This window comes from Bradyrhizobium sp. Ash2021, assembly GCF_031202265.1.
Classification (GTDB): domain Bacteria; phylum Pseudomonadota; class Alphaproteobacteria; order Rhizobiales; family Xanthobacteraceae; genus Bradyrhizobium.
The window spans coordinates 3,388,266-3,408,046 of record NZ_CP100604.1 but is presented as its reverse complement, the minus strand read 5'-3'; the positions used below and the strand labels follow the sequence as shown (position 1 = coordinate 3,408,046).

The following is a 19,781-nucleotide window of genomic DNA, read 5'->3' as shown; positions in this document are numbered from 1 at the left end:
GGCCTTTTTGATCGATCGATTAAGGTGAGAAGATGCTGTCCAAGTCAAGCAACCGGATAAGGCTTGGCACGCGCGGGCGCCTTGCGTAATTGGATGGTATCGGGCAGCGGCCACGCCGCTAATATCCGGCCAATATTCTTCGCCACAGAAAATCGAAATGGGAGCAAACATGGATCTGAAATTCTCAAAGGTGACGCGCAAGGGGCCGATCACGATCGTGACGCTGTCGCGGCCGGAAGTGTACAATGCGCTGCATATCGACGCGCATTTCGAACTCAACAAGGTGTTCGACGATTTCTCCGCGGACCCCGAGCAATGGGTCGCGATCGTCACCGGCGCCGGCGACAAGGCGTTCTGCGCCGGCAACGATCTGAAGTGGCAGGCCGCCGGCGGCAAACGCGGCTGGGACAAGGGCGGTTTTGCCGGCCTGACCTCGCGCTTCGACTGCGACAAGCCGATCATCGCCGCCGTCAACGGCGTTGCGATGGGCGGCGGGTTCGAGATCGCGCTGGCCTGCGACCTCATCATCGCCGCCGAGAATGCGACGTTCGCCTTGCCCGAGCCGCGCGTCGGCCTTGCAGCGTTGGCCGGCGGCGTGCACCGGCTGCCGCGGCAGATTGGCCTCAAGCGCGCCATGGGCATGATCCTGACCGCGCGCCACGTCTCGGCCAAGGAAGGGCAAGAGCTCGGCTTCGTCAACGAGGTGGTGCCGCAGGGTGAAGCGCTGGCCGCGGCCGAACGCTGGGCGGAGACGATCTGCAAAAATTCGCCGATGTCGATCCGCGCCTCCAAGCAGGCGATCCAGAAGGGCCTCGAGGTCTCGCTGGAGCAGGCGATATCAGAGCAGCGCGAATACCCGGCCGTAAAGGCGATGGCGGCGTCGCAGGATTATATCGAGGGACCAAAGGCATTTTCGGAAAAGCGCGCGCCGAAGTGGGTGGGGAAGTAATCTCCGCCGTCATTGCGAGCGAAGCGAAGCAATCCATTTCTCCGCGTAAAGAAAGAGTGGATTGCTTCGTCGCTTCGCTCCTCGCAATGACGAGGATGGAAGACTGGCGCTAATCACTTCGTCCCCAGCTCCCTTTTGTACGACGCATAATTCGGCTGATCGACGGCGAGCTTGTCCATCGTGGTTTGCCATAGATGCTGCGATAATCCCGGCGTCTGCAGGTCGATCTCGCCTTTTGCAATCTTGTCCGACAGCGCGCGGTTAAGCTCCTTCAGCGAACCGTCCGCGCCGAGTAATTGCTTCAGCCGTGCGGCCTCGGCGGCATCGCCGTCACTCTCCAGCGCCAGTTGCCGCGTCACCAGATCGAGCGCGTTGATGCCGACGCGGAGCTTGAAGGCGTTGTGGCCTTTAATCACAGGCGTGATTTCGTTGCGCAGAAACTCCGCGACCGCCTTGATCAGTTCGGTGGGTGTCGGCTCGTCCTGCATCTCATCTCCCCCGTGGAGCAAGTAGCCGCAGCAAATCGATCTCCGTCTCCGACGAACGCCGCCCGATCATCGCGCGTTCCATCGAATGATCGGGACCACTGCGGAACCGCTGCATCATACCGCAGCACATCACGCCCCAGCGCAGTGTGCCCATCACTTCCCAAAACATCACGCGATCCGGATCGGCGCGGCGGCCGGCTTCCTCGTATCCCGCAAACAGATCCTCGCGCGTGCCAAACCCGCCGACCGGCTTGTCGATCTCGCCAAAGCGCCAGGAATTGACGCAGATCCAGCCGAGATCCTCCATCGGATCGCCCAGATGCGCGAGCTCCCAATCCAGCACCGCGCGGACGCCGTCGGGGCCGATGATTAGATTGCCGTGGCGGAAATCGCCATGCACCAGCGTCACCTCGGCCGACGGGCCGGGATCGTGGCGCTTGAGCCAGCGCAGCGCCAGTTCGAACACCGGCCGCGGCCAGTCGAAGCTGCGGTATTCGCGCTCGAGATCGGCAATCTCCTTGGTCGACGTCATCTGCCGCAGTTTTGGCAGTTTCGAGCCGTCGAGCCCGTGGATGCCGGCGATGACCTTGCCGAGTTGGCGCGCCAGCATCGGCCGCGCTTTTGCAAATTGTTCATCGCGAAGGATCTTGCGCGCGATGGTTTCGCCCTCGATCCGCTGCATGATGAAGCCGGTGCCGAGGTGGTCCTCCGGCTGCAGCACATGCATCACGCGTGGCGACGGCAGGCCGGCGTCAAACGCGAGCTGCATCAGCGTCGCCTCGGCATCGAGGCCGGCGGCCCGCCCCGGCGAGGCGCCATAGCCCGGCGGCGCGCGGCGCAGGATCGCGCCGATGACACCGCCGGGATGGACGATGTCGAACGACCAGGTCTCCTGGCTGGCGCCGCCGGAGAGTTTTGCCGCGCCGGCAATGCCGGTCGCGCCCGGATAGAAGGCGGCGACGCAGCGTCCGAGTTCCTGCTCGATCATTTGCCTTTGAACTTTGCCGGGCGCTTTTCGAGGAAGGCGGTGACGCCCTCCTTGAAATCTTCCGCCGCGCCCGCGGTGCGCTGCGACTCGAACTCGAGGTTGAGTTGCTCCTCGAACGAGTTCTCCGGGCTGTCCCAATACAGTTTGTGGATCAGCGACAGCGCAATCGTCGGACCGTTGGCGAGCTCATGCGCGAGCTTCATGGCCTCCTCCATCAAAGCCGCATCGTCATGGACGCGGTTGACCAGCCCCCATTCCAGCGCCTTTTCCGCCGGCAGCCGCTCGCCCATCAGCGACAGCTCGACCGAGCGCGCCTTGCCGATCAGCCGCGGCAGCAGCCAGGTCGATCCGCAATCCGGCACGAGGCCAATGCGGCGGAACGCCTGCAGGAAATAGGACGAGCGCGCGCACAGGATCATGTCGCCCATCAGCGCAAAGCTCATCCCGGCGCCGGCGGCCGGGCCGTTGACCGCGGTGACGAGCGGGCAATGCAGATTGCGCAACCGGCGCAGGAACGGGTGAAAGCCGATTTCCAGCGAGGCGCCGGCGTTGCTTCTGCCCGGCTTCTGGTTGTTGCGGCCCCGCAGATTGGCGCCGGTGCAGAACGCGCGCCCCGCGCCGGTCAGCACCACGCAGCGAATTTCGGATTTCTTCTCGTCGATGGTGTCGAGCGCCTCGGCAAGGCCGCCCAGCATGTCCATCGAGACCGCGTTCATGACCTCCTGATGGTCGAGCCTGAGAACGGCGACCGGTCCATCGATGTCGAGCGTGACGTGCTTGAACTGCATTGTTTCCTCATGACTTGTGTTTACGCGCTATTGCGTTGCGCGGCAGATTGAATCTGCCATCTCGGCCCATATTTGATTTTTCTGATAGCCTTGTCCATGGTTGGCTCTGAACATCTGGCCATCATTGAACGCACGACCTAACGTGCGCCATACCAAATGGAAACACCCATGAGCATCTTCGACCTCTCCGGCCGCGTCGCCATCATCACCGGCGGTAATGGCGGCATCGGGCTTGGCATCGCGCAGGCGCTGAACGCCGCCGGCTGCAACGTCTCGATCTGGGGCCGCAACGCCGAGAAGAACAAAAATGCCGCGGCCACCATGGCGGCCGGTCCCGGCAAGGTCGACACCCGCATCTGCGACGTCGCCGATCCCGCCTCCGTCAAGGATGCGATGAAGGCGACGCTCGACACCTTCGGCCGCGTCGACGGCTGCTTTGCCAATGCCGGCATCGGCGGCGGCGGACGGCGCGCCTTCATCGACCGCACCGAGGAGGAATGGCGAAAAATGTTCGCGACCAATCTCGACGGTGTCTTCCATGTGTTCCAGGCCGCCGCGCGCCACATGACCGAGCGCGCCGACGCCGGCGACAAATTCGGCCGGCTGGTGGCGACCTCGAGCCTCGCCTCGCTGTTCGGCACCGCGCGCAACGAGCATTATGCCGGCACCAAGGCGGCGCTGAACGCGCTGTGCCGCGCGCTCGCGGTGGAACTCGCCCGATACGGCGTCACCGCGAACGCGATCCTGCCCGGCTGGATCAAGAGCGACATGACCGCGAACATCATGGCGAACGACAAATTCGTCGCCAATGTGATGCCGCGGATTCCGGTGCGGCGCTTCGGCGAGCCCTCGGACTTCGGCGGCATCGCGGTGTATTTGATGAGCAAGGCCTCGTCGTATCATACCGCGGATTGCTTCGTGATCGACGGCGGGTATACGGCGTTTTGAGATCGAGGTCGTCATACGCAGCTCGTCGTCCCGGCCCATATGCGCAATTGCGCATCAGGAGCCGGGACGACGTGGATGGAGTTTCGCTGATTTTTTGCCCGCCGGGCAGGCACGTACCTTCCACGGGGCGGAAAAACCACAGCGTCGTTTGCCTGTGCAAAGGCCAAGCGGACGTTTACAGTGACGACCAGAAACAAGCGTTTCAGACAGATCGCCCGAGCGAACGGGAACGAACGATCTGCCCCAATGGGAGGACTGCATGAAACACGCCTACATACCCCGCACCACGACCTATACGCTCAATCCGGAAGACGAACTCAACGATCTTAGGATGTCGGAGAAGGTCCGCCCGCTCTACGACCACGTGAAAAAATTCATCCGTGAAACGGTCGAGCCAATGTCGGTCGAGTTTTACCGGCATGGCGAGAAAAAGACCGACCGCTGGAGCTTCACGCCGGAGCAGCTCGAGGTGCTGGGCAAGGCCAAGGCGAAGGCCAAGGAAGTCGGCCTGTGGAACTTCTTCCTGCCCGACGCCGAGACCGGCGAAGGCCTGAAGAATCTGGACTACGCCTATATCGCCGCCGAACTCGGCAAGAGCCCGCTGGCCTCGGAAACCATGAACTGCTCGGCGCCGGATACCGGCAACATGGAAGTGATCGAGCGCGTCGGCACCAAGGAGCAGAAGGAGAAGTGGCTGAAGCCGCTCCTGGCCGGCGAAATCCGTTCCGCCTACGCCATGACCGAACCGAATGTCGCCTCCTCCGACGCCAAGAATATCTCGACGACCGCAAAACTGGTCGGCGACGAATGGGTGATCAACGGCGAGAAATACTACATCTCCGGCCTCGGCGATCCCCGCTGCAAGATCATGATCGTGATGGTGAAGACCAGTCCGGACGCTGCACCAAGCAAGCAGCAGTCGCAGATCCTGGTTCCCAAGGACACGCCCGGCGTCGAGATCATCGGGCCGATGCACGTGTTCGGCCACGACCACGCGCCGCGCGGGCACATGCATCTGCGCTTCAACAATGTCCGGGTGCCAAAGGAGAACATCCTGCTCGGCGAAGGCCGCGGTTTTGAGATCTCGCAGGTCCGGCTCGGACCGGGCCGCATCCACCACTGCATGCGCACCATCGGCAAGGCGGAAAAGGCGCTCGACCTGATGGTCTCGCGCGGCCTGACCCGCGAGGCCTTCGGCAAGAAGATCGCGCATCTCGGCGGCAATTTGCAGATCATCGCCCAGGCGCGCTGCGAGATCGAGGCGATGCGGCTGATGGTGCTGAAGGCCGCCAAGGCGATGGACGTGCTCGGCAACAAGGAAGCCCGCACCTGGGTCAGCATGGTCAAGGCGATGGTGCCCGAGCGCGCCTGCAAGATCATCGACCAGGCGATCCAGATGCACGGCGCCACCGGCATCTCGCAATGGTCGCCGCTCGGCGAAATGTACCAGGACGTGCGCCACCTCCGCTTCGCCGACGGTCCGGATGAAGTGCACTGGATGGTGGTCGGGCGGCATGAACTGAGCATGCCGTAGGCTAGCTTCTCCTTCTCCCCGCTTGCGGGGAGAAGGTCGGGATGAGGGGGACTCTCCACGGGCTCGCTCGCTGAGAGTCCCCCTCACCCGGATCGCCTAAGGGCGATCCGACCTCTCCCCGCAAGCGGGGCGAGGTAAGCAAGTGGATCCCGCCTCAACGGAATACACCATGCAATACGCCCCTGGCGATCTCACCCAGCGCGAGCTCGCGCCCTCGACCAAGATCGCGGTGCCGCGGCTCGCCGACGCGCCATGGGCGATGGAATGCAGGACCTGGAAAACCATCGACGTGAACGGCGACCGCCAGCTCATCATGGGCGAAGGCATCAACTTCCACATCCGCGACGAATTGTGGGACAGCAAAACGATGCGCGTGCATATGGACCGCTATCACCCGGTCGGCCGCATGTTCGCCGACCGCTATTGCCGCACCGACGACCGAATGGTGTTTCCGCCGGCGCAGGGGGTAGTGGCGACTTAATTTGCAGGGTGGGCAAAGGCGCGTTTTGCGCCGTGCCCACCGATCCAAAACAGGAGCGCCCATGACCGACAATTTCAGCGACAATGAAGCGCGCGATCGGTTCGAACTCGATGTCGACGGCACGATCGCCTTCGTCACCTACCGCAAATCGCCCGGCGCCATCACGCTGGTGCACACCGAAGTGCCGCCGGAACTGGGCGGCCGCGGCGTCGGCTCGAAACTCGGACGCGCGACGCTCGATGCGGTGCGGGCGCAGGGACGAAAACTTTCCGTCGAATGCGATTTCATCCGCAACTACATGACCAAGCACGCCGAATACAACGATCTGCTGGCCGACGGCGAGGCAGCGAAAACGAATGCGGCCACCTACAAGGCCGGCTGCTTTTGCGGCGCGGTCGAGGTGGAGGTGACGGGCACGCCGGTGTTCACGGGCTACTGCCATTGCGGGGATTGCCAGGCCTGGTCGGCGGCGCCGATCAACGCCTTCAGCCTGTGGAAGTCGGATGATGTGCGGATCACCAAGGGCGAAGCCGAAATCGGCACTTTTCACAAGACCGAAAATTCCTACCGGAAATTCTGCAAGGTCTGCGGCGGCCACATCATGACCGACCATCCGCGCATGCGGCTGATCGATGTCTATGCCAATCTGCTGCAGGGCTACACGCATGCGCCGACCCTGCATGCGAATTACGGGAGCAAGATGGTTTCCGTAAAGGACGGCCTGCCGAAGTACAGGGATTTGCCGGCGGAGCTCGGCGGTTCCGGAGAGACGCTGCCGGATTAGAGCGTGATGGCTTGGGTGAAATCAGCGCAGCCGTCATCCTGAGGTGCGAGCGTAGCGAGCCTAGAAGGATGGGCCACGGGCCGTGCTCATGCTTCGAGGCGCGCAAGGGCGCGCACCTCAGGATGACGGAACACAGACACGGCTGCCGCCCTACGCCGCAGCCGGCCGATGCGCCCGCAGGAAGGAACGGATTTGCCGCACCGCGAGCGGAATCCGCTCCTGGGGCTCCTTCCACGGGAACATGCTGACTTCGGCGTTCGGCGCCAGCATCGCCGCTTCCATCGCGACCGCATAGGGATGGGCCGGGACATCGTCGGGCAGGATCAGCACCGGCGTCTGGCACTGGCGGACGAAGTCGCGCGTCACGGTGAAGACGAAATCGGGGTTGGTGCGGTACATCCTGGTCAGGAATTTCTCCACCGTCTCCATCGTGACTTCGGACCGGCGTTTGACCAGCTCGGGCCCCCAGCCTTTCATATTGTTGTCGTAGAACAGGTTGCGCATTTCCGGGCGCGAGCCGCTGGGCTGCGCCAGCACCGCGGCGACGATGCGATTTGGCGCGCGCCGCAACAGGTTCCAGATCATGGGGCCGTCGATGCAAAAGCCCAGCACCATGAACTTGTCGATACCGAGATGATCCATCAGACCGAGTTGGTCGTCGGTGTGAGAATCCCAGGGACGCTCGATCTCGAGCGGGCCGGTGGACTGGCCGGCATTGGCGTTGCGCAGATCCGCGGCGATGCAGCGGTATTCGCCCTTGAATTCCACGAAGGAGTCGAAGGGCGGGTAACTGCCGCTGAGGCCCGATATCGTCGAGTTCAATCCGCCGCCCGCAATCAGCAGCAGCGGGTAGCCGGAACCGGCCTCCTCGTAGTGGATGCGTACGGCGCCTTTTTCAAAAAAGCTCATGGCGGCTCCTCCCTGCCCGGTCTGCTGCGCGAACGCGCGCGGTGCTGTGGCGATCGCCGTCACCGCGGCGCCCGTGGTCAGTATGGTGCGTCTGATCGGATCCATCATCGGCCCCCCTGATCAGTTTCTTGGCCGCTACGTGCGCCCTACGGCGACGCGCTGACGACCTCTCCAATCTTGTCCTGCGTCTTCGTTTCGAAATCGCTGGCGTCGTGGCGCTCGTGCAACTGGCTGGCGGGATCGCCCCACGTGCGGTTCACCATGCGGCCGCGCTGCACGCCTGGGCGTTTGGCAATCGCATCGGTCCAGCGCTGCACGTTCTTGTAGTCCTGCACGGATAAAAATTCGCCCGCGCCATAGAGCACGCCCTTCACCAGCGAGCCATACCAGGGCCATACCGCGATGTCGGCGATCGTATAGTCGTGGCCTGCGAGATATTCGTTGTCCGCAAGCCGCCGATCGAGCACGTCGAGCTGGCGCTTCACCTCCATCGCGTAGCGGTCGATGGCGTATTCGATCTTTTCCGGCGCGTAGGCATAGAAATGGCCAAAGCCGCCGCCGAGAAACGGCGCGCTGCCCATCTGCCAGAACAGCCACGACAGGCATTCCGCGCGCGCCTGACCGCCCGATGGCAGCAAGGCCCCGAATTTTTCCGCAAGATGCACCAGGATCGCGCCGGATTCGAACACCCGGATCGGCGTCGGTCCGCTGCGGTCCATCAGCGCCGGGATTTTCGAGTTCGGATTGACCGCGACGAAGCCAGAGCCGAACTGGTTGCCGTCGATCTTGATCAGCCACGCGTCGTATTCGGCGCCGCTGTGCCCGAGCGCGAGCAGCTCTTCCAGCATCACGGTCGCCTTGACGCCATTCGGCGTCGCCAGCGAATACAACTGCATCGGATGACGGCCGACCGGCAGCTCCTTGTCATGCGTTGCGCCTGCGATCGGGCGGTTGATGCTGGCAAAGCGGCCGCCGCTCCCCTTGTTCCAGGTCCAGACTTTTGGCGGCTCGTAGGCGGGGGTTTCAGTCACGGGTGCGTCGGTCACTCGGTTAGCTCCTGATTGTGAATTCGTAGGGTGGGCAAAGGCGCTTGCGCCCTGCCCACCACCCAAGCTCCGCACTAGATGGTGGGCGCGCTTCGCTTTGCCCAGCCTACGAGACCCGATTTTTTTACCCCGTCATTGCGAGGAGCGCAGCGACGAAGCAATCCATTCTTTCTTTTCGTGGTGGGATGGATTGCTTCGCGGAGCCTGTCATCGGGCGCGCATTCGCGCGACCCGTTGGCTCGCAATGACGGTCATTGAGACGCCGCCACTTTCCGCTTCTGCTCCGCGCCCGCCATCACAAACCCCTCATAGCCCTTCGCCGCGATGTCGTTGCAGATCTGCCGGTACGGTCCGACGCCGCCGATATAGGGCATGAAGATCCGCGGCTTGCCCGGCACGTTGGCGCCCATGTACCAGGAATTGGCCTGCGGATAGAGCGTGGTGTAGGCAACCTCGTTGACATGGGCCACCCACTTGTCCTCGGCGTCCTTGTCCGCTTCCATCGTCTGGAGGCCGTGGTTGCGCATATAGGCGACGCAATCGGCGATCCAGTCGACATGCTGCTCGATCGAAACGATCATGTTGGACAGTACCGACGGGCTGCCGGGACCGGTGATGATGAACAGGTTTGGAAAACCCGCGCTCATCAGGCCGAGATAGGTTTTTGGACCCTCGGCCCATTTCTGGTTCAGCGCCTGTCCGTTGCGGCCGCGGATGTCGATTTTTGCGACCGAGCCGGTCATGGCATCGAAGCCGGTCGCCAGCACCAAAGCATCGACCTCAAAGTCCTTATCGCCGGCGCGCACTGCATTCGCGGTGATCTCCTCGATCGGGCTGGACTTGATGTCGACCAGCGTCACGTTCGCCCGATTGAAGGTCGCGAAATAATCGGTGTCGATGCAGATGCGTTTCGAACCGATCGGGTGGTTGTTCGGCTGCAGCAGTTTTGCGGTTTGCGGATCCTTCACGATCTCGGCGATCTTCTCGCGGACGAAATCGGCGGCGGTGTCGTTGGCCGTCTTGTCGAGCGCGAGGTTGTTGTAGACCGACATGAAGGTCAGCCCGCCCTTGCTCCAGCGTGATTCATATTTGGCGCGGCGCTCGTTGTCGCCGTCGTCAAGCGCGCCGCGATCGGGCAGATCGGTATAGATGCCGTTGCGCGCCTCCTCGCGGGCAAAGCGCCTTATTTCCGGATATTTTTCGCGGAACCGTTGTCGCTCGTCTTCGGTCAGAACAGCGTTGCGGGCGGGAATGGAAAAATTCGCGGTGCGCTGGAATACCGTAAGATGGCTGGCCTGCTCGGCGATGATGGGCACCGACTGGATGCCCGACGATCCCGTGCCGATCACGGCCACGCGCTGGCCGGTGAAATCGACCGCTTCGTGCGGCCAGTGGCCGGTGTGATAAACCTTGCCCTTGAAGCCATCGAGACCCCTGATGTCGGGCATCTTCGCGTTCGAGAGGCAACCGGTCGCGAGCACGACGTACTTAGCGGTCACAGTCTTGCCGCCGGACGTGGCGACCGACCAGACGCCGGCGCTCTCGTCGAACTCGGCCCGTTCGACGCGGGTGTTGAATTGGATATCGGGGCGGAGATTAAAACGGTCGGCGACGTGGTTGGCGTATTTCAGGATCTCGGGCTGCGGCGCGTAGCGCTCGCTCCAGTCCCATTCCTGCTGCAGCTCGTCGGAGAACGAGTAGGAATATTGCATGCTCTCGACGTCGCAGCGTGCGCCGGGATAGCGATTCCAGTACCAGGTGCCGCCGACGCCATCGCCCTGCTCATAGACCCGCGCCGTCATTCCCTGCTTGCGCAGCCGGTGCAGCATGTACATGCCGGCAAAGCCGGCGCCGACCACGACGACGTCGTAGGTCTCGGAAGCTTTACCGGATACGGATGGCAAGGCGGCGGACATGAAGGCGGGCTCCCCAAGGATTTCTTGTCGATTTGCAGAGCAGCATTCCCTTCGGCCAGCCAAAGCGCAAGAGACAAAACCGTCGTTCCGGGCTGCATATTCTGCAGCGTGGAATGCTCATTCCTCATGGTGAGGAGGCGCACTTGCGCCGTCTCGAACCATGAGGCCCGTGGCCCATCCTTCGAGACGCGGCGACGACGCCGCTCCTCAGGATGAGGTCGGAGACTTGGCATGCACACCCTCGATGCGCTAGCGTCCGGCAACAACGCGTGAATTCGAAACGAAATGAGCAGCACCAAAACGCTGCCGCAGGGAGTGAACAAAACCATGAAATCACCGATCTGCGACATGCTGGGAATTGAATTCCCCCTGCTGGCCTTCAGCCATTGCCGCGACGTGGTGGCAGCCGTCAGCCGCGCCGGCGGTTTCGGCGTGCTGGGTGCGACCGCGCACTCGCCCGAAACGCTGGAGCGGGAGCTGAAATGGATCGACGATCACGCCGACGGCAAACCCTACGGCGTCGATGTCCTGATCCCCGAGAACATTTCGACAGCGGGCGAAAAGGACGTCACCTGGAAGAGCCTGGAGGCGCGGATATCGCCCGCGCATCGCGACTTCACCCGCAACCTCCTGAAGAAGTACGGCATCGAACTGACGACGACCAATGTCGCCGACAATCAGCCGCAGCCGTTCGACGCGCAGCGCGCGCTGGAACTGCTCGACGTCTCCTTCGATCATCCGATCCGGCTGATCGCCAACGCGCTCGGCGTGCCGCCGAAGGCGATGATCGATCGCGGCAAGAAGCACAATGTGCCGGTCGCCGCACTGGTCGGCGCCAAGGAACATGCGCTGCGCCAGGTCGCGGCCGGCGTCGATATTCTGGTCGTGCAGGGCACCGAGGCCGGCGGCCATTGCGGCGAGGTCTCGACCATGGTGCTGGTGCCCGAGGTGATCAAGGCGATCAAGCCGATCCGCGACGTGCCGGTGCTGGCGGCGGGCGGCATCATGACCGGGCGCCAGATGGCGGCGTGCATGGCGATGGGCGCCGCCGGCGCCTGGACCGGCTCGGTGTGGCTTGCCACTGTCGAGTCCGAGACCACCGAAATCTTCCGCGAGAAAATGATCGCGGCGTCCTCGCGCGACGCGATCCGCTCCAAGGGCCGCACCGGAAAACCGGCGCGGCAACTCCGTTCGGTGTGGACCGACGCCTGGGATCGCGGGCCCGACAGCCCCGGCGCGCTGCCGATGCCGCTGCAGAGCATCATCAGCCGCGACGCCTTCAACTCGATCGATCGTGCAGCCGCAGCCGGCAATACGCAGGCGCGCGATCTCGTCAGCTATTTCGTCGGCCAGGGCGTCGGCCTGATCGACAGCGTGAAGTCGGCGGGCGCGGTGGTGCAGGAGTTCAAGGAAGATTTTGTCGAGGCGGTGGAGCACATGAATGCGCTGGTGGCGGAGTAGGTGCCCGTCATAGCGAGCGAAGCGAAGCAATCCATCTCTCCGCGGAAGGAAAGAATGGATTGCTTCGTCGCTTCGCTCCTCGCAATGACGGATGTAACGAATTGACGATCTGAGAGAGTGAAACAAAAAAAATGACAAAATCCCCCCTCCCCGAAGACCGCATTCCTGTTATCGTCGGCGTCGGCGAAATCGTCGATCGCCCGAAAGAACCCACCGCGGGCCTCGAGCCGCTCACCTTGCTGGAGCAGGCACTGAAGCGCGCGGAGGCGGACTCAGGCGCAAAATTGCTTGGCGAGATCGGCTCGCTCGACGTCGTCAATTTCCTGAGCTGGCGCTACCGCGATCCCGAGCAACAGCTCGCGGCGCGTATTGGCGTCCAGCCTTCACATCTCTATTACGGCCCGGTCGGCGGCGAGAGCCCGATCCGGTATCTGCACGAGGCCGCGCAACGTATCGCGCGCGGCGAGTGCAGCGTGGCCGCGGTCTGCGGCGCCGAAGCGCAATCGACCGCGACCAAGGCGCAGCGCGCTGGTATCGACCTGCCATGGACGCCGTTCGCGCATGACGTCGAGGAGCCGAAGCGCGGCGCGGTGTTCCAGAAGCCGCTTGCCGTGAAACTCGGCGTGTTCCGGCCGATCACGGTCTATCCGCTGTATGAATCCGCGACGTCGGCGTATTGGGGCCAGACGCCGCGCGAGGCGCTGGCGGAGTCGGGTAGCCTGTGGTCGACCTATTCGGATGTCGCTTCGCAAAATCCCAATTCATGGCTGAAAAAACATTTCACGCCGGACGAAATCACCACGCCCTCGCCCGATAACCGGCTGATCGCGTGGCCGTATACAAAACTGATGGTGGCCAATCCGACCGTGAACATGGGCGGTGCGCTGCTGATGACCAGCCTCGCCAAGGCCCGCGCGGCGGGCGTCCGCGAAGATCGCATCGTCTACGCCTGGGGCGGCGCGTCGGCGGAAGAGCCGCGCGATTATCTGGTCCGCGACCAGTTTTACGAGAGCCATCCGCAGAATGCCGTGCTGAAAGCGGTGATGGATCTGGTCGAAGGCGACGGCAAAAATTTCGATGCGATCGAATTGTACAGCTGCTTTCCCTGCGTGCCCAAGATGGCGCGGCGGACGCTGGGCTTAGGTGCTGACGTGCAGCCGACCGTGACCGGCGGGCTGACGTTCTTTGGCGCGCCGCTCAACACCTACATGACGCACGCGGCCTGCGCGATGGTGCGCAAGCTGCGGAATGGGGCAAAGCTCGGCCTGCTCTACGGCCAGGGTGGCTTCGTCACCAAGCATCACGGCCTGGTGCTGTCGCGCGCGGCGCCAAGGCAAGCGCTCGCGCAGGACACCAGCGTGCAGGCCGCAGCCGACCGCCGCAAGGGCGCCGTGCCGGAGTTCGTCACCGAAGCCGGCGGCAAGGGCAAGGTCGAAAGCTTTACCGTGATCTATGGCGGCAAAGGCGAGATCGAGCACGGCGTGGTGATGCTGCGCACCGCGAACGACGCGCGGACATTGGGACGAATTCCCGCCAGCGACGCGAAGACGCTGGCGCATCTGCGCAACATGGACCGCACGCCGGTGGGGACGGTCGGGAATATCGTCACGGCCGAGGATAGCGTGCTGGAATGGCGGGTGGGGTGAACATCCTCTCCGTCATGGCCGGGCTTAGCCGTCCGAAGGACGGCGTCGCTTCCGCTCGCCTATGCCCGGCCATCCACGTTCTTTGTTGAACCGAAAGAAAGTAAGTCGTGGATGCCCGGGTCAAGCCTCACGGCTGTCCGGTTTAATTTTAGCATAGGCTGAGGCTCAACTGTCGCTGATCTTTGATGATCGGAGGCGGTGGAAGGAGCAGCCTGTTGATCGGTCGTCTGTGCATAAGGTTTACGCGCACCAGACGGGTGAAGGTGAGCAGGCTGTGAACGGCTCGCTGGGCGGTGTGTGCCAGGCGCAGCAGTAGGAAGGCGATCAGAGCCACTGCGATCTGAATGCGCACGGCATTTTCGGAGCGTCCAATGAACTGCTTGATTTTGAGGGTCTGCTTGACCCAACGAAAGAACAGCTCAATCTGCCAACGGCGTTTATAGAGATCGGCGATATCGGTTGCCGGTAGATCGAGGTCATTGGTGAGGATGCGCAGGATCCTTCCGGTGTCGATGCGCACGCGGATCTCGCGGACGGGATCCTGGAACGGGTTTTGACGGTTGCGTGCCATACGTTGCGGCAGATGGCCGATGCGATCAGAAAGAATATTTGAGCCTGCCGCGACTGCATTCTTGTGGACCACGTGAAGCTTGGTGTTGCTCTTGAGCCGGGTCACGATCCGGCAGTCCGCGGCGTGGAGTTTGGCCCACCAGGAGTAGTCATAATAGCCGAGGTCGAACACGTAGGTGGCCCCGGCCTCGATCGGCATGTCCTTGGCGGCAGTGATGTCATTGATGTTGGCCGGCGTGACAGCGGCATAGATCGGGCAAACGGCGTCGGGGTCATAGACGATGTGCATCTTGGCGCCGCAGACACCTGCCGAGAACCTCGCCCAGTCCTTGCTCAGCGCGCTCAGACGAAGGCTGCTCGAATCGATCAGGTGCACCGCTTCGCCGGTCTTGCGCTTGAGCCCACGCGTGAGCTGCCCGACCAAATGCGCGAACAGGCCGCTGAACACCTGCCAGGGCCGCTGTGCGTTGGCATCCGCAAGCGTCGAGCGCGACACCTCATCGCTGCCCAAATGGTAGAGCCTGGTGGCGTGGCTCTGCAGACCGGCCTCGATCTCTCGCAGGCTCTGCGCCCCCGACAATTGTGCGTACATCAGCGCAATTAATTGGCTCTTCGTCGTCAGGGTGCGAACATGCTTGTCGGCCCCGTGCTCATCCACAAGCTGATCAAAGCGATGCCACGGAACCTGCTTCAATACGCTGTGGAATACACTATTGTGATGCTGCATGGCTTGATCCTTCTCCGTGTCCCAAAACGTCGCCAAACGCTTGGAACACAGAAGAATCAATGCCATGCGCCATGTCCACCAAAATTAAACCGGACAGCCGTGGGTCAAGCCCGGGCATGACGGATGGTAGAGGTCGGCCCGCCCCTACCCCTTCACGTCCTGCTTTTCCGACGCCGTCGTGGGTTTTGCGCCCTTGGCGCCGGCGCCGACGACGCGCACCGGATCGCCGTCGGCGATGCCGTCGGGCGGCGCGGTGATGACGCGGTCGTCGGGGGCGATGCCGGAGGCAAGCTCAATCTCCTTGCCGAGATCGCGGGCGATCGTCACCGTCTTGAACAGCACCTTGTCGTCCGGGCCGACGGTCGCAACGCGCAAGCCGTTCTGGTTGAAGATCAGCGCGCTGGCCGGGATGTGCAGCGGGATCGTGCCGCGCTGCAGGTTGAGGCGCACATTGGCGTAGCCGCCCGGCATCAGCTCGCCGGCGGAATTATCCAGCGCCAGCTGCATCCGCGTCGTGCCGGAACTAACATCGACCGATTGCGAGGAGGCTTCCACGGTCGCGGCAAAGCTGCGGTTCGGATATTCCGGCATCGTGATCGCGGCCTTGGCGCCGATCTTGATCGACGGCACGTAATTCTGGGGAACGTTGACATAGACGCGCAGCTTGGTGATGTCGGAGACCACGAACATCGCCGGCCCCGAGCCGCCGCCGGCATTGATCAGCGCGCCGACGTCGGTATCGCGCGCGGTGACGACGCCGTCGAAGGGGACGGTGATCTTCTTGTAGCCCGCCAGCGCTTCCAGCCGCTCGACATTGGCCTGCCCGGAATTGACCGCGGCCTTCTTGTTGGAAAGGTCGGCGGTGCGCTCGTCGATTTCCTGCGCCGAGACGAAGTTGGACGCCACCAGCGTCTTGCGGCGCGTCAGCGTCGCTTCAGACAATCTCGCGCTGGCTTCCTGGCTGGCGAGATCGGCGCGGGCCTGGAGCAATTGCTGGTCCAGATCGGGCGCCTCGATCTCGGCAATCACCTGGCCCGCCCTGACCTTGGCGCCGATATCGGCGCTCCAGCTTTTCAGATAACCCGAGACGCGCGCGAAGATCGGCGCACGATAATAGGCTTCCAGCCGGCCCGGCAGCTCGAAGGTTGGATTGAGGGCGCGAGCGTTGGGGAGTGCGACGGCGACGGTCGGAACCGCCTGATTGTCGGTCCATTCGCGCAGCCTGGAGCCTTGATCCTCACGCGCCCGGATGCCGGTTGCGACGATCAGGCCGGCGCCGATCACCGCCACCACGGCGAAGATGCCCAGCTTCCGGCGCGAGACCGTCGGGGGCTGTTCAGTGGGCATTCGGCATCTCCGGTGAGGCGGCGGCAGTGACGCCCTGTTTCTTGTGTACCATACTGAATACCACGGGAACAAACATCAGGGTGGCGATCGTCGCGAAGATCAAGCCGCCGATCACGGCGCGCCCGAGCGGCGCGTTCTGCTCGCCGCCCTCGCCGAGACCCAGCGCCATCGGCGTCATGCCGATAATCATCGCCAGCGCCGTCATCAGCACCGGGCGGAACCGGACGAAACCGGCCTCCAGCGCCGCCGCGATGGGGTCGCCGAGCTCTTCGTAACGTTCGCGCGCAAAACTGATCACCAGCACGCTGTTGGCGGTGGCAACGCCCATGCACATGATGGCGCCGGTCAGCGCCGGCACCGACAGCGTGGTCTGCGTCGTGAACAGCATCCAGACGATGCCGGCAAGGGCTGCCGGCAGCGCGGTGATGATCACGAACGGATCGGACCAGGACTGGAAGTTCACCACGATCAGGAAATAGATCAGCACAACTGCGGCAAGCAATCCGAACAGCAAGCCGGAAAAGGCGCTGTTCATGGTCTGCACCTGGCCGAGCAGAACCACCGACGAGCCCTTCGGCACTTCCCTAGCGGTATCTGATATCACCTGCCGCACGTCGGCCGCGACCGCGCCGAGGTCGCGCCCCTGCGGGGTGGCGTAGATCTGCACCATCGACTGGATGTCGTATTGCGACACCACGGCGCTGGAGATCGTGCGCTTGATGTCGGCAATGCCGCCGAGGATCGGCGACTGCGGGTTGCCGGTCGCGGTGATCGGCAGCGTCTGCAACGCGCTCAGCGAGTCGATCTGGTATTGCGGCGTCTGCATCACGATCGAATAGGACACGCCGTTATCCGGGTTCAGATAGTAGGTCGGCGCGACCTGCGAACTGCCGGCGAGGTTGACGACGAGGCTGTTGGTTACGTCGCGCTCGGTCAAACCGACATATTGCGCCCGGGTGCGGTCGACATCGATGTTGAAGGTCGGATTGTTCGGCGATTGCTGGATCCGCGCATCCGCGATGCCGGGAATCCGGCGGATCTGGCTCAGCAGCTTGTTGGCATAGGCGAAATTGGCTTCGAGATTGGCGCCGCGGATCTGCAGATCGATCGGCGCCGGCGCGCCGAAATTGAGGATCTGGCTGACGATGTCGGCGGGCAGGAACGCAAAACTCAAGCCGGGAAACTGCCGCGGCAATTGTTCACGCAGCAGCTGGACATAGTCGGCGGTCGGGCGGTGGCCTTCTTTGAGCTTGATCTGGACGTCGCCATCCTGCGGGCCGATCACGCCGGTATTATTGTAGGTCATGTTGATGCCGGAAATCGGCATGCCGATGTTGTCGGCCAGCGTATCGATCTGGTCAGGCGGGATGATCTTGCGGATCGCCTTTTGCACGTCGGCGAGCTGGTTGGCGGTTTCCTCGACCCTCGTGCCCACTTGTGTCCGCACATGCATCAGGATGTTGCCGGCGTCGACGGAGGGAAAGAAGTTGCGGCCGAGATACGGCACCAGCAGGAACGAGACCGCGACGATGCCGAGGAAACCGGTCACGAACAGCGGCCGCCGCCCGAGCGCCATCGACAACAGATCGCGATAGGTGCTGCGGACGCGCTCGAACCGCGCCTCAAAACCGCGCTGGAAGCGCACCAAGGGATTGCGCGACCGCGGCGGCTCGCCGTCATGTTGGACATGCGCCTTCAAGAGATAGTTCGCCATCGTCGGCACCAGCGTGCGCGACAGAATGAACGACCAGATCATCGCGAACATCACGGCTTCGGCCATCGGCACGAACAGGAAGCGCGCGACGCCGGTCAGGAAGAACATCGGCACGAACACGATGCAGATGCAAAGCAGCGAGACGAAGGCCGGCGTCACGATCTGGTTGGCGCCGTCCAGGATCGATTGCTCGACCGGCTTGCCCTGCTCGAGATGGTAATTGATGTTCTCGATGGTGACGGTGGCATCGTCGACGAGAATGCCGACCGCGAGCGCCAGCCCGCCCAGCGTCATGATGTTGAGCGTCTCGCCGATCGCCGACAGCATGATGATGGCGCCCAAGACCGACAGCGGGATCGAGACGGCGATGATGACGGTCGAACGCCAGCTTCCCAGAAACAGCAGGATCATCACGCTGGTCAGGAGGGCTGCGATCACGCCTTCATTGGCGACGCCGGTGATGGCGCCGCGGACAAACAGCGACTGGTCGCCGATGAAGCCGATCTTCAACGCATCCGGTAGCTGATCCTTGACGTCGATCACCTTCTGCTTGATGCCGGCGATGATATCCAGCGTCGAGATCGCGCCGGCTTTCAGCACCATCATCAGCACCGAGCGGTTGCCGTCGACGTGAACGATATTGGTTTGCGGCGGGTTGCCATCGCGCACGGTAGCGACATCGCGGACATAGACCATCGCGCCGTTGACGGTCTTGATCGGCAGGGCGCCGAGGTCTTCCATCTTCAGCGGCGAGTTGTTGAGCTGGATGTTGTATTCGAACTGCCCGATCTTCTGGGTGCCGACCGGCGTGATCAAATTCTGTGCAGCCAGCGCATTGGCGACGTCCTGTCCGGACAGGCCGCGCGCCTGCAGCGCCGTCGAATTGAGATCGATCTGGACCTGGCGCTGCTTGCCGCCGAACGGATACGGGATCGCAGCACCGGGCACGGTAACCAGCGGGGTGCGGAGCTGGTTGATGCCGATATCGGCGAGGTTCTGCTCGGTGAGGCCGTCGCCGGACAACGCAACCTGGATGATCGGAACGGTGGACGCGCTGTAGTTGAGGATCAAGGGCGGCGTTGCGCCCGGCGGCATCTGCTTGATCAGGGTCTGCGAGATCGCGGTCACTTGCGCGTTCGCGATCCGGATGTCGACGGTCGGCTGGAAGAAGATCTTGATGATGCCAAAGCCGTTATAGGAATTGGCGACGATGTGATCGATATCGTTAACGGTCGTCGTCAGCGCGCGCTGAAACGGCGAGGTGATGCGCCCGGCCATCTGGTCCGGCGGCAGGCCGGTATATTGCCAGACCACCCCGATCACGGGGATGCGAATATCCGGAAAAATGTCGGTCGGCGTGCGCAGCGCCGCCAGCGGTCCGATGATCAGAAGCAGCAGCGCGAGCACGACAAACGTATACGGCCTGCTCAGCGCGATACGGACCAATGCGATCATAAACGAGGCAACCCCCTGGAAAGGCGGTAA

Annotated in this window: 15 protein-coding genes and 1 pseudogene; 7 read left to right on the top strand and 9 right to left on the bottom strand. The window is 63.0% G+C overall.

Annotated elements, in window-relative coordinates; genetic code table 11:
- The first annotated feature begins 169 nt into the window (after positions 1 to 169).
- Complete coding sequence (locus NL528_RS16200; RefSeq protein WP_309183677.1) at positions 170 to 949, top strand: enoyl-CoA hydratase-related protein; 780 nt, start codon at positions 170 to 172, stop codon at positions 947 to 949.
- Between the two features lie 113 nt (positions 950 to 1,062).
- Here NL528_RS16200 and NL528_RS16195 read toward each other — a convergent pair whose 3' ends face one another.
- The 3 genes from NL528_RS16195 to NL528_RS16185 are packed head-to-tail and all read right to left on the bottom strand — an operon-like array spanning position 1,063 to position 3,213.
- Positions 1,063 to 1,437, bottom strand: coding sequence for a DUF6285 domain-containing protein (locus NL528_RS16195; protein ID WP_309183676.1), 375 nt, complete (start codon positions 1,435 to 1,437; stop codon positions 1,063 to 1,065).
- Between the two features lies 1 nt (position 1,438).
- Positions 1,439 to 2,425 (bottom strand): phosphotransferase family protein, encoded by a 987-nt coding sequence (locus NL528_RS16190; RefSeq protein WP_309183675.1) that lies wholly within the window; start codon positions 2,423 to 2,425, stop codon positions 1,439 to 1,441.
- Entirely contained in the window at positions 2,422 to 3,213 is a 792-nt protein-coding gene (locus NL528_RS16185) for an enoyl-CoA hydratase/isomerase (RefSeq protein ID WP_309183674.1), read from the bottom strand. Before NL528_RS16185 ends, NL528_RS16190 begins: the two co-directional genes overlap by 4 nt.
- 168 nt (positions 3,214 to 3,381) lie before the next feature.
- Here NL528_RS16185 and NL528_RS16180 point away from each other — a divergent pair, with 168 nt between their 5' ends.
- From NL528_RS16180 to NL528_RS16165, 4 genes and pseudogenes are all read left to right on the top strand, one after another.
- Complete coding sequence (locus tag NL528_RS16180) at positions 3,382 to 4,161, top strand: SDR family oxidoreductase (RefSeq protein ID WP_309183673.1); 780 nt, start codon at positions 3,382 to 3,384, stop codon at positions 4,159 to 4,161.
- A gap of 259 nt (positions 4,162 to 4,420) precedes the next feature.
- A complete protein-coding gene (locus tag NL528_RS16175; RefSeq protein WP_309183672.1) occupies positions 4,421 to 5,695 on the top strand; it encodes an acyl-CoA dehydrogenase family protein in 1,275 nt (424 codons plus the stop codon).
- Between the two features lie 202 nt (positions 5,696 to 5,897).
- A pseudogene (locus NL528_RS16170) lies at positions 5,898 to 6,176 on the top strand (flavin reductase family protein); the annotation flags it as partial.
- A 61-nt stretch (positions 6,177 to 6,237) separates the two neighbouring features.
- The gene (locus NL528_RS16165) at positions 6,238 to 6,960 is read left to right on the top strand and encodes an N-acetyltransferase (protein WP_309183671.1); all 723 of its coding nucleotides are present in this window, start codon (positions 6,238 to 6,240) and stop codon (positions 6,958 to 6,960) included.
- Positions 6,961 to 7,110: 150 nt separating this feature from the next.
- Here NL528_RS16165 and NL528_RS16160 read toward each other — a convergent pair whose 3' ends face one another.
- From NL528_RS16160 to NL528_RS16150, 3 genes are all read right to left on the bottom strand, one after another.
- Complete coding sequence (locus NL528_RS16160; RefSeq protein ID WP_309183670.1) at positions 7,111 to 7,974, bottom strand: alpha/beta fold hydrolase; 864 nt, start codon at positions 7,972 to 7,974, stop codon at positions 7,111 to 7,113.
- A gap of 41 nt (positions 7,975 to 8,015) precedes the next feature.
- The gene (gene yghU / locus NL528_RS16155) at positions 8,016 to 8,900 is read right to left on the bottom strand and encodes a glutathione-dependent disulfide-bond oxidoreductase (RefSeq protein WP_309184922.1); all 885 of its coding nucleotides are present in this window, start codon (positions 8,898 to 8,900) and stop codon (positions 8,016 to 8,018) included.
- A 266-nt stretch (positions 8,901 to 9,166) separates the two neighbouring features.
- The gene (locus NL528_RS16150) at positions 9,167 to 10,831 is read right to left on the bottom strand and encodes an NAD(P)/FAD-dependent oxidoreductase (RefSeq protein ID WP_309183669.1); all 1,665 of its coding nucleotides are present in this window, start codon (positions 10,829 to 10,831) and stop codon (positions 9,167 to 9,169) included.
- 327 nt (positions 10,832 to 11,158) lie between these two features.
- Between NL528_RS16150 and NL528_RS16145 the strand changes: the two genes are divergently transcribed.
- Complete coding sequence (locus NL528_RS16145; protein WP_309184920.1) at positions 11,159 to 12,292, top strand: nitronate monooxygenase; 1,134 nt, start codon at positions 11,159 to 11,161, stop codon at positions 12,290 to 12,292.
- Positions 12,293 to 12,423: 131 nt separating this feature from the next.
- Positions 12,424 to 13,938 (top strand): acetyl-CoA acetyltransferase, encoded by a 1,515-nt coding sequence (locus NL528_RS16140; RefSeq protein WP_309183668.1) that lies wholly within the window; start codon positions 12,424 to 12,426, stop codon positions 13,936 to 13,938.
- Between the two features lie 148 nt (positions 13,939 to 14,086).
- Here NL528_RS16140 and NL528_RS16135 read toward each other — a convergent pair whose 3' ends face one another.
- From NL528_RS16135 to NL528_RS16125, 3 genes are all read right to left on the bottom strand, one after another.
- Positions 14,087 to 15,235 carry an IS4 family transposase gene (locus NL528_RS16135; RefSeq protein WP_309184800.1) on the bottom strand — a complete coding sequence of 383 codons (1,149 nt, stop codon included), beginning with the start codon at positions 15,233 to 15,235 and terminating at the stop codon, positions 14,087 to 14,089.
- A 144-nt stretch (positions 15,236 to 15,379) separates the two neighbouring features.
- Positions 15,380 to 16,582 carry an efflux RND transporter periplasmic adaptor subunit gene (locus NL528_RS16130; protein WP_309183667.1) on the bottom strand — a complete coding sequence of 401 codons (1,203 nt, stop codon included), beginning with the start codon at positions 16,580 to 16,582 and terminating at the stop codon, positions 15,380 to 15,382.
- Positions 16,572 to 19,751: an efflux RND transporter permease subunit gene (locus NL528_RS16125; RefSeq protein ID WP_309183666.1), complete on the bottom strand. Its 3,180-nt coding sequence runs from the start codon at positions 19,749 to 19,751 to the stop codon at positions 16,572 to 16,574. The genes NL528_RS16130 and NL528_RS16125 overlap by 11 nt, the downstream gene beginning before the upstream one ends.
- Positions 19,752 to 19,781: the final 30 nt, after the last annotated feature.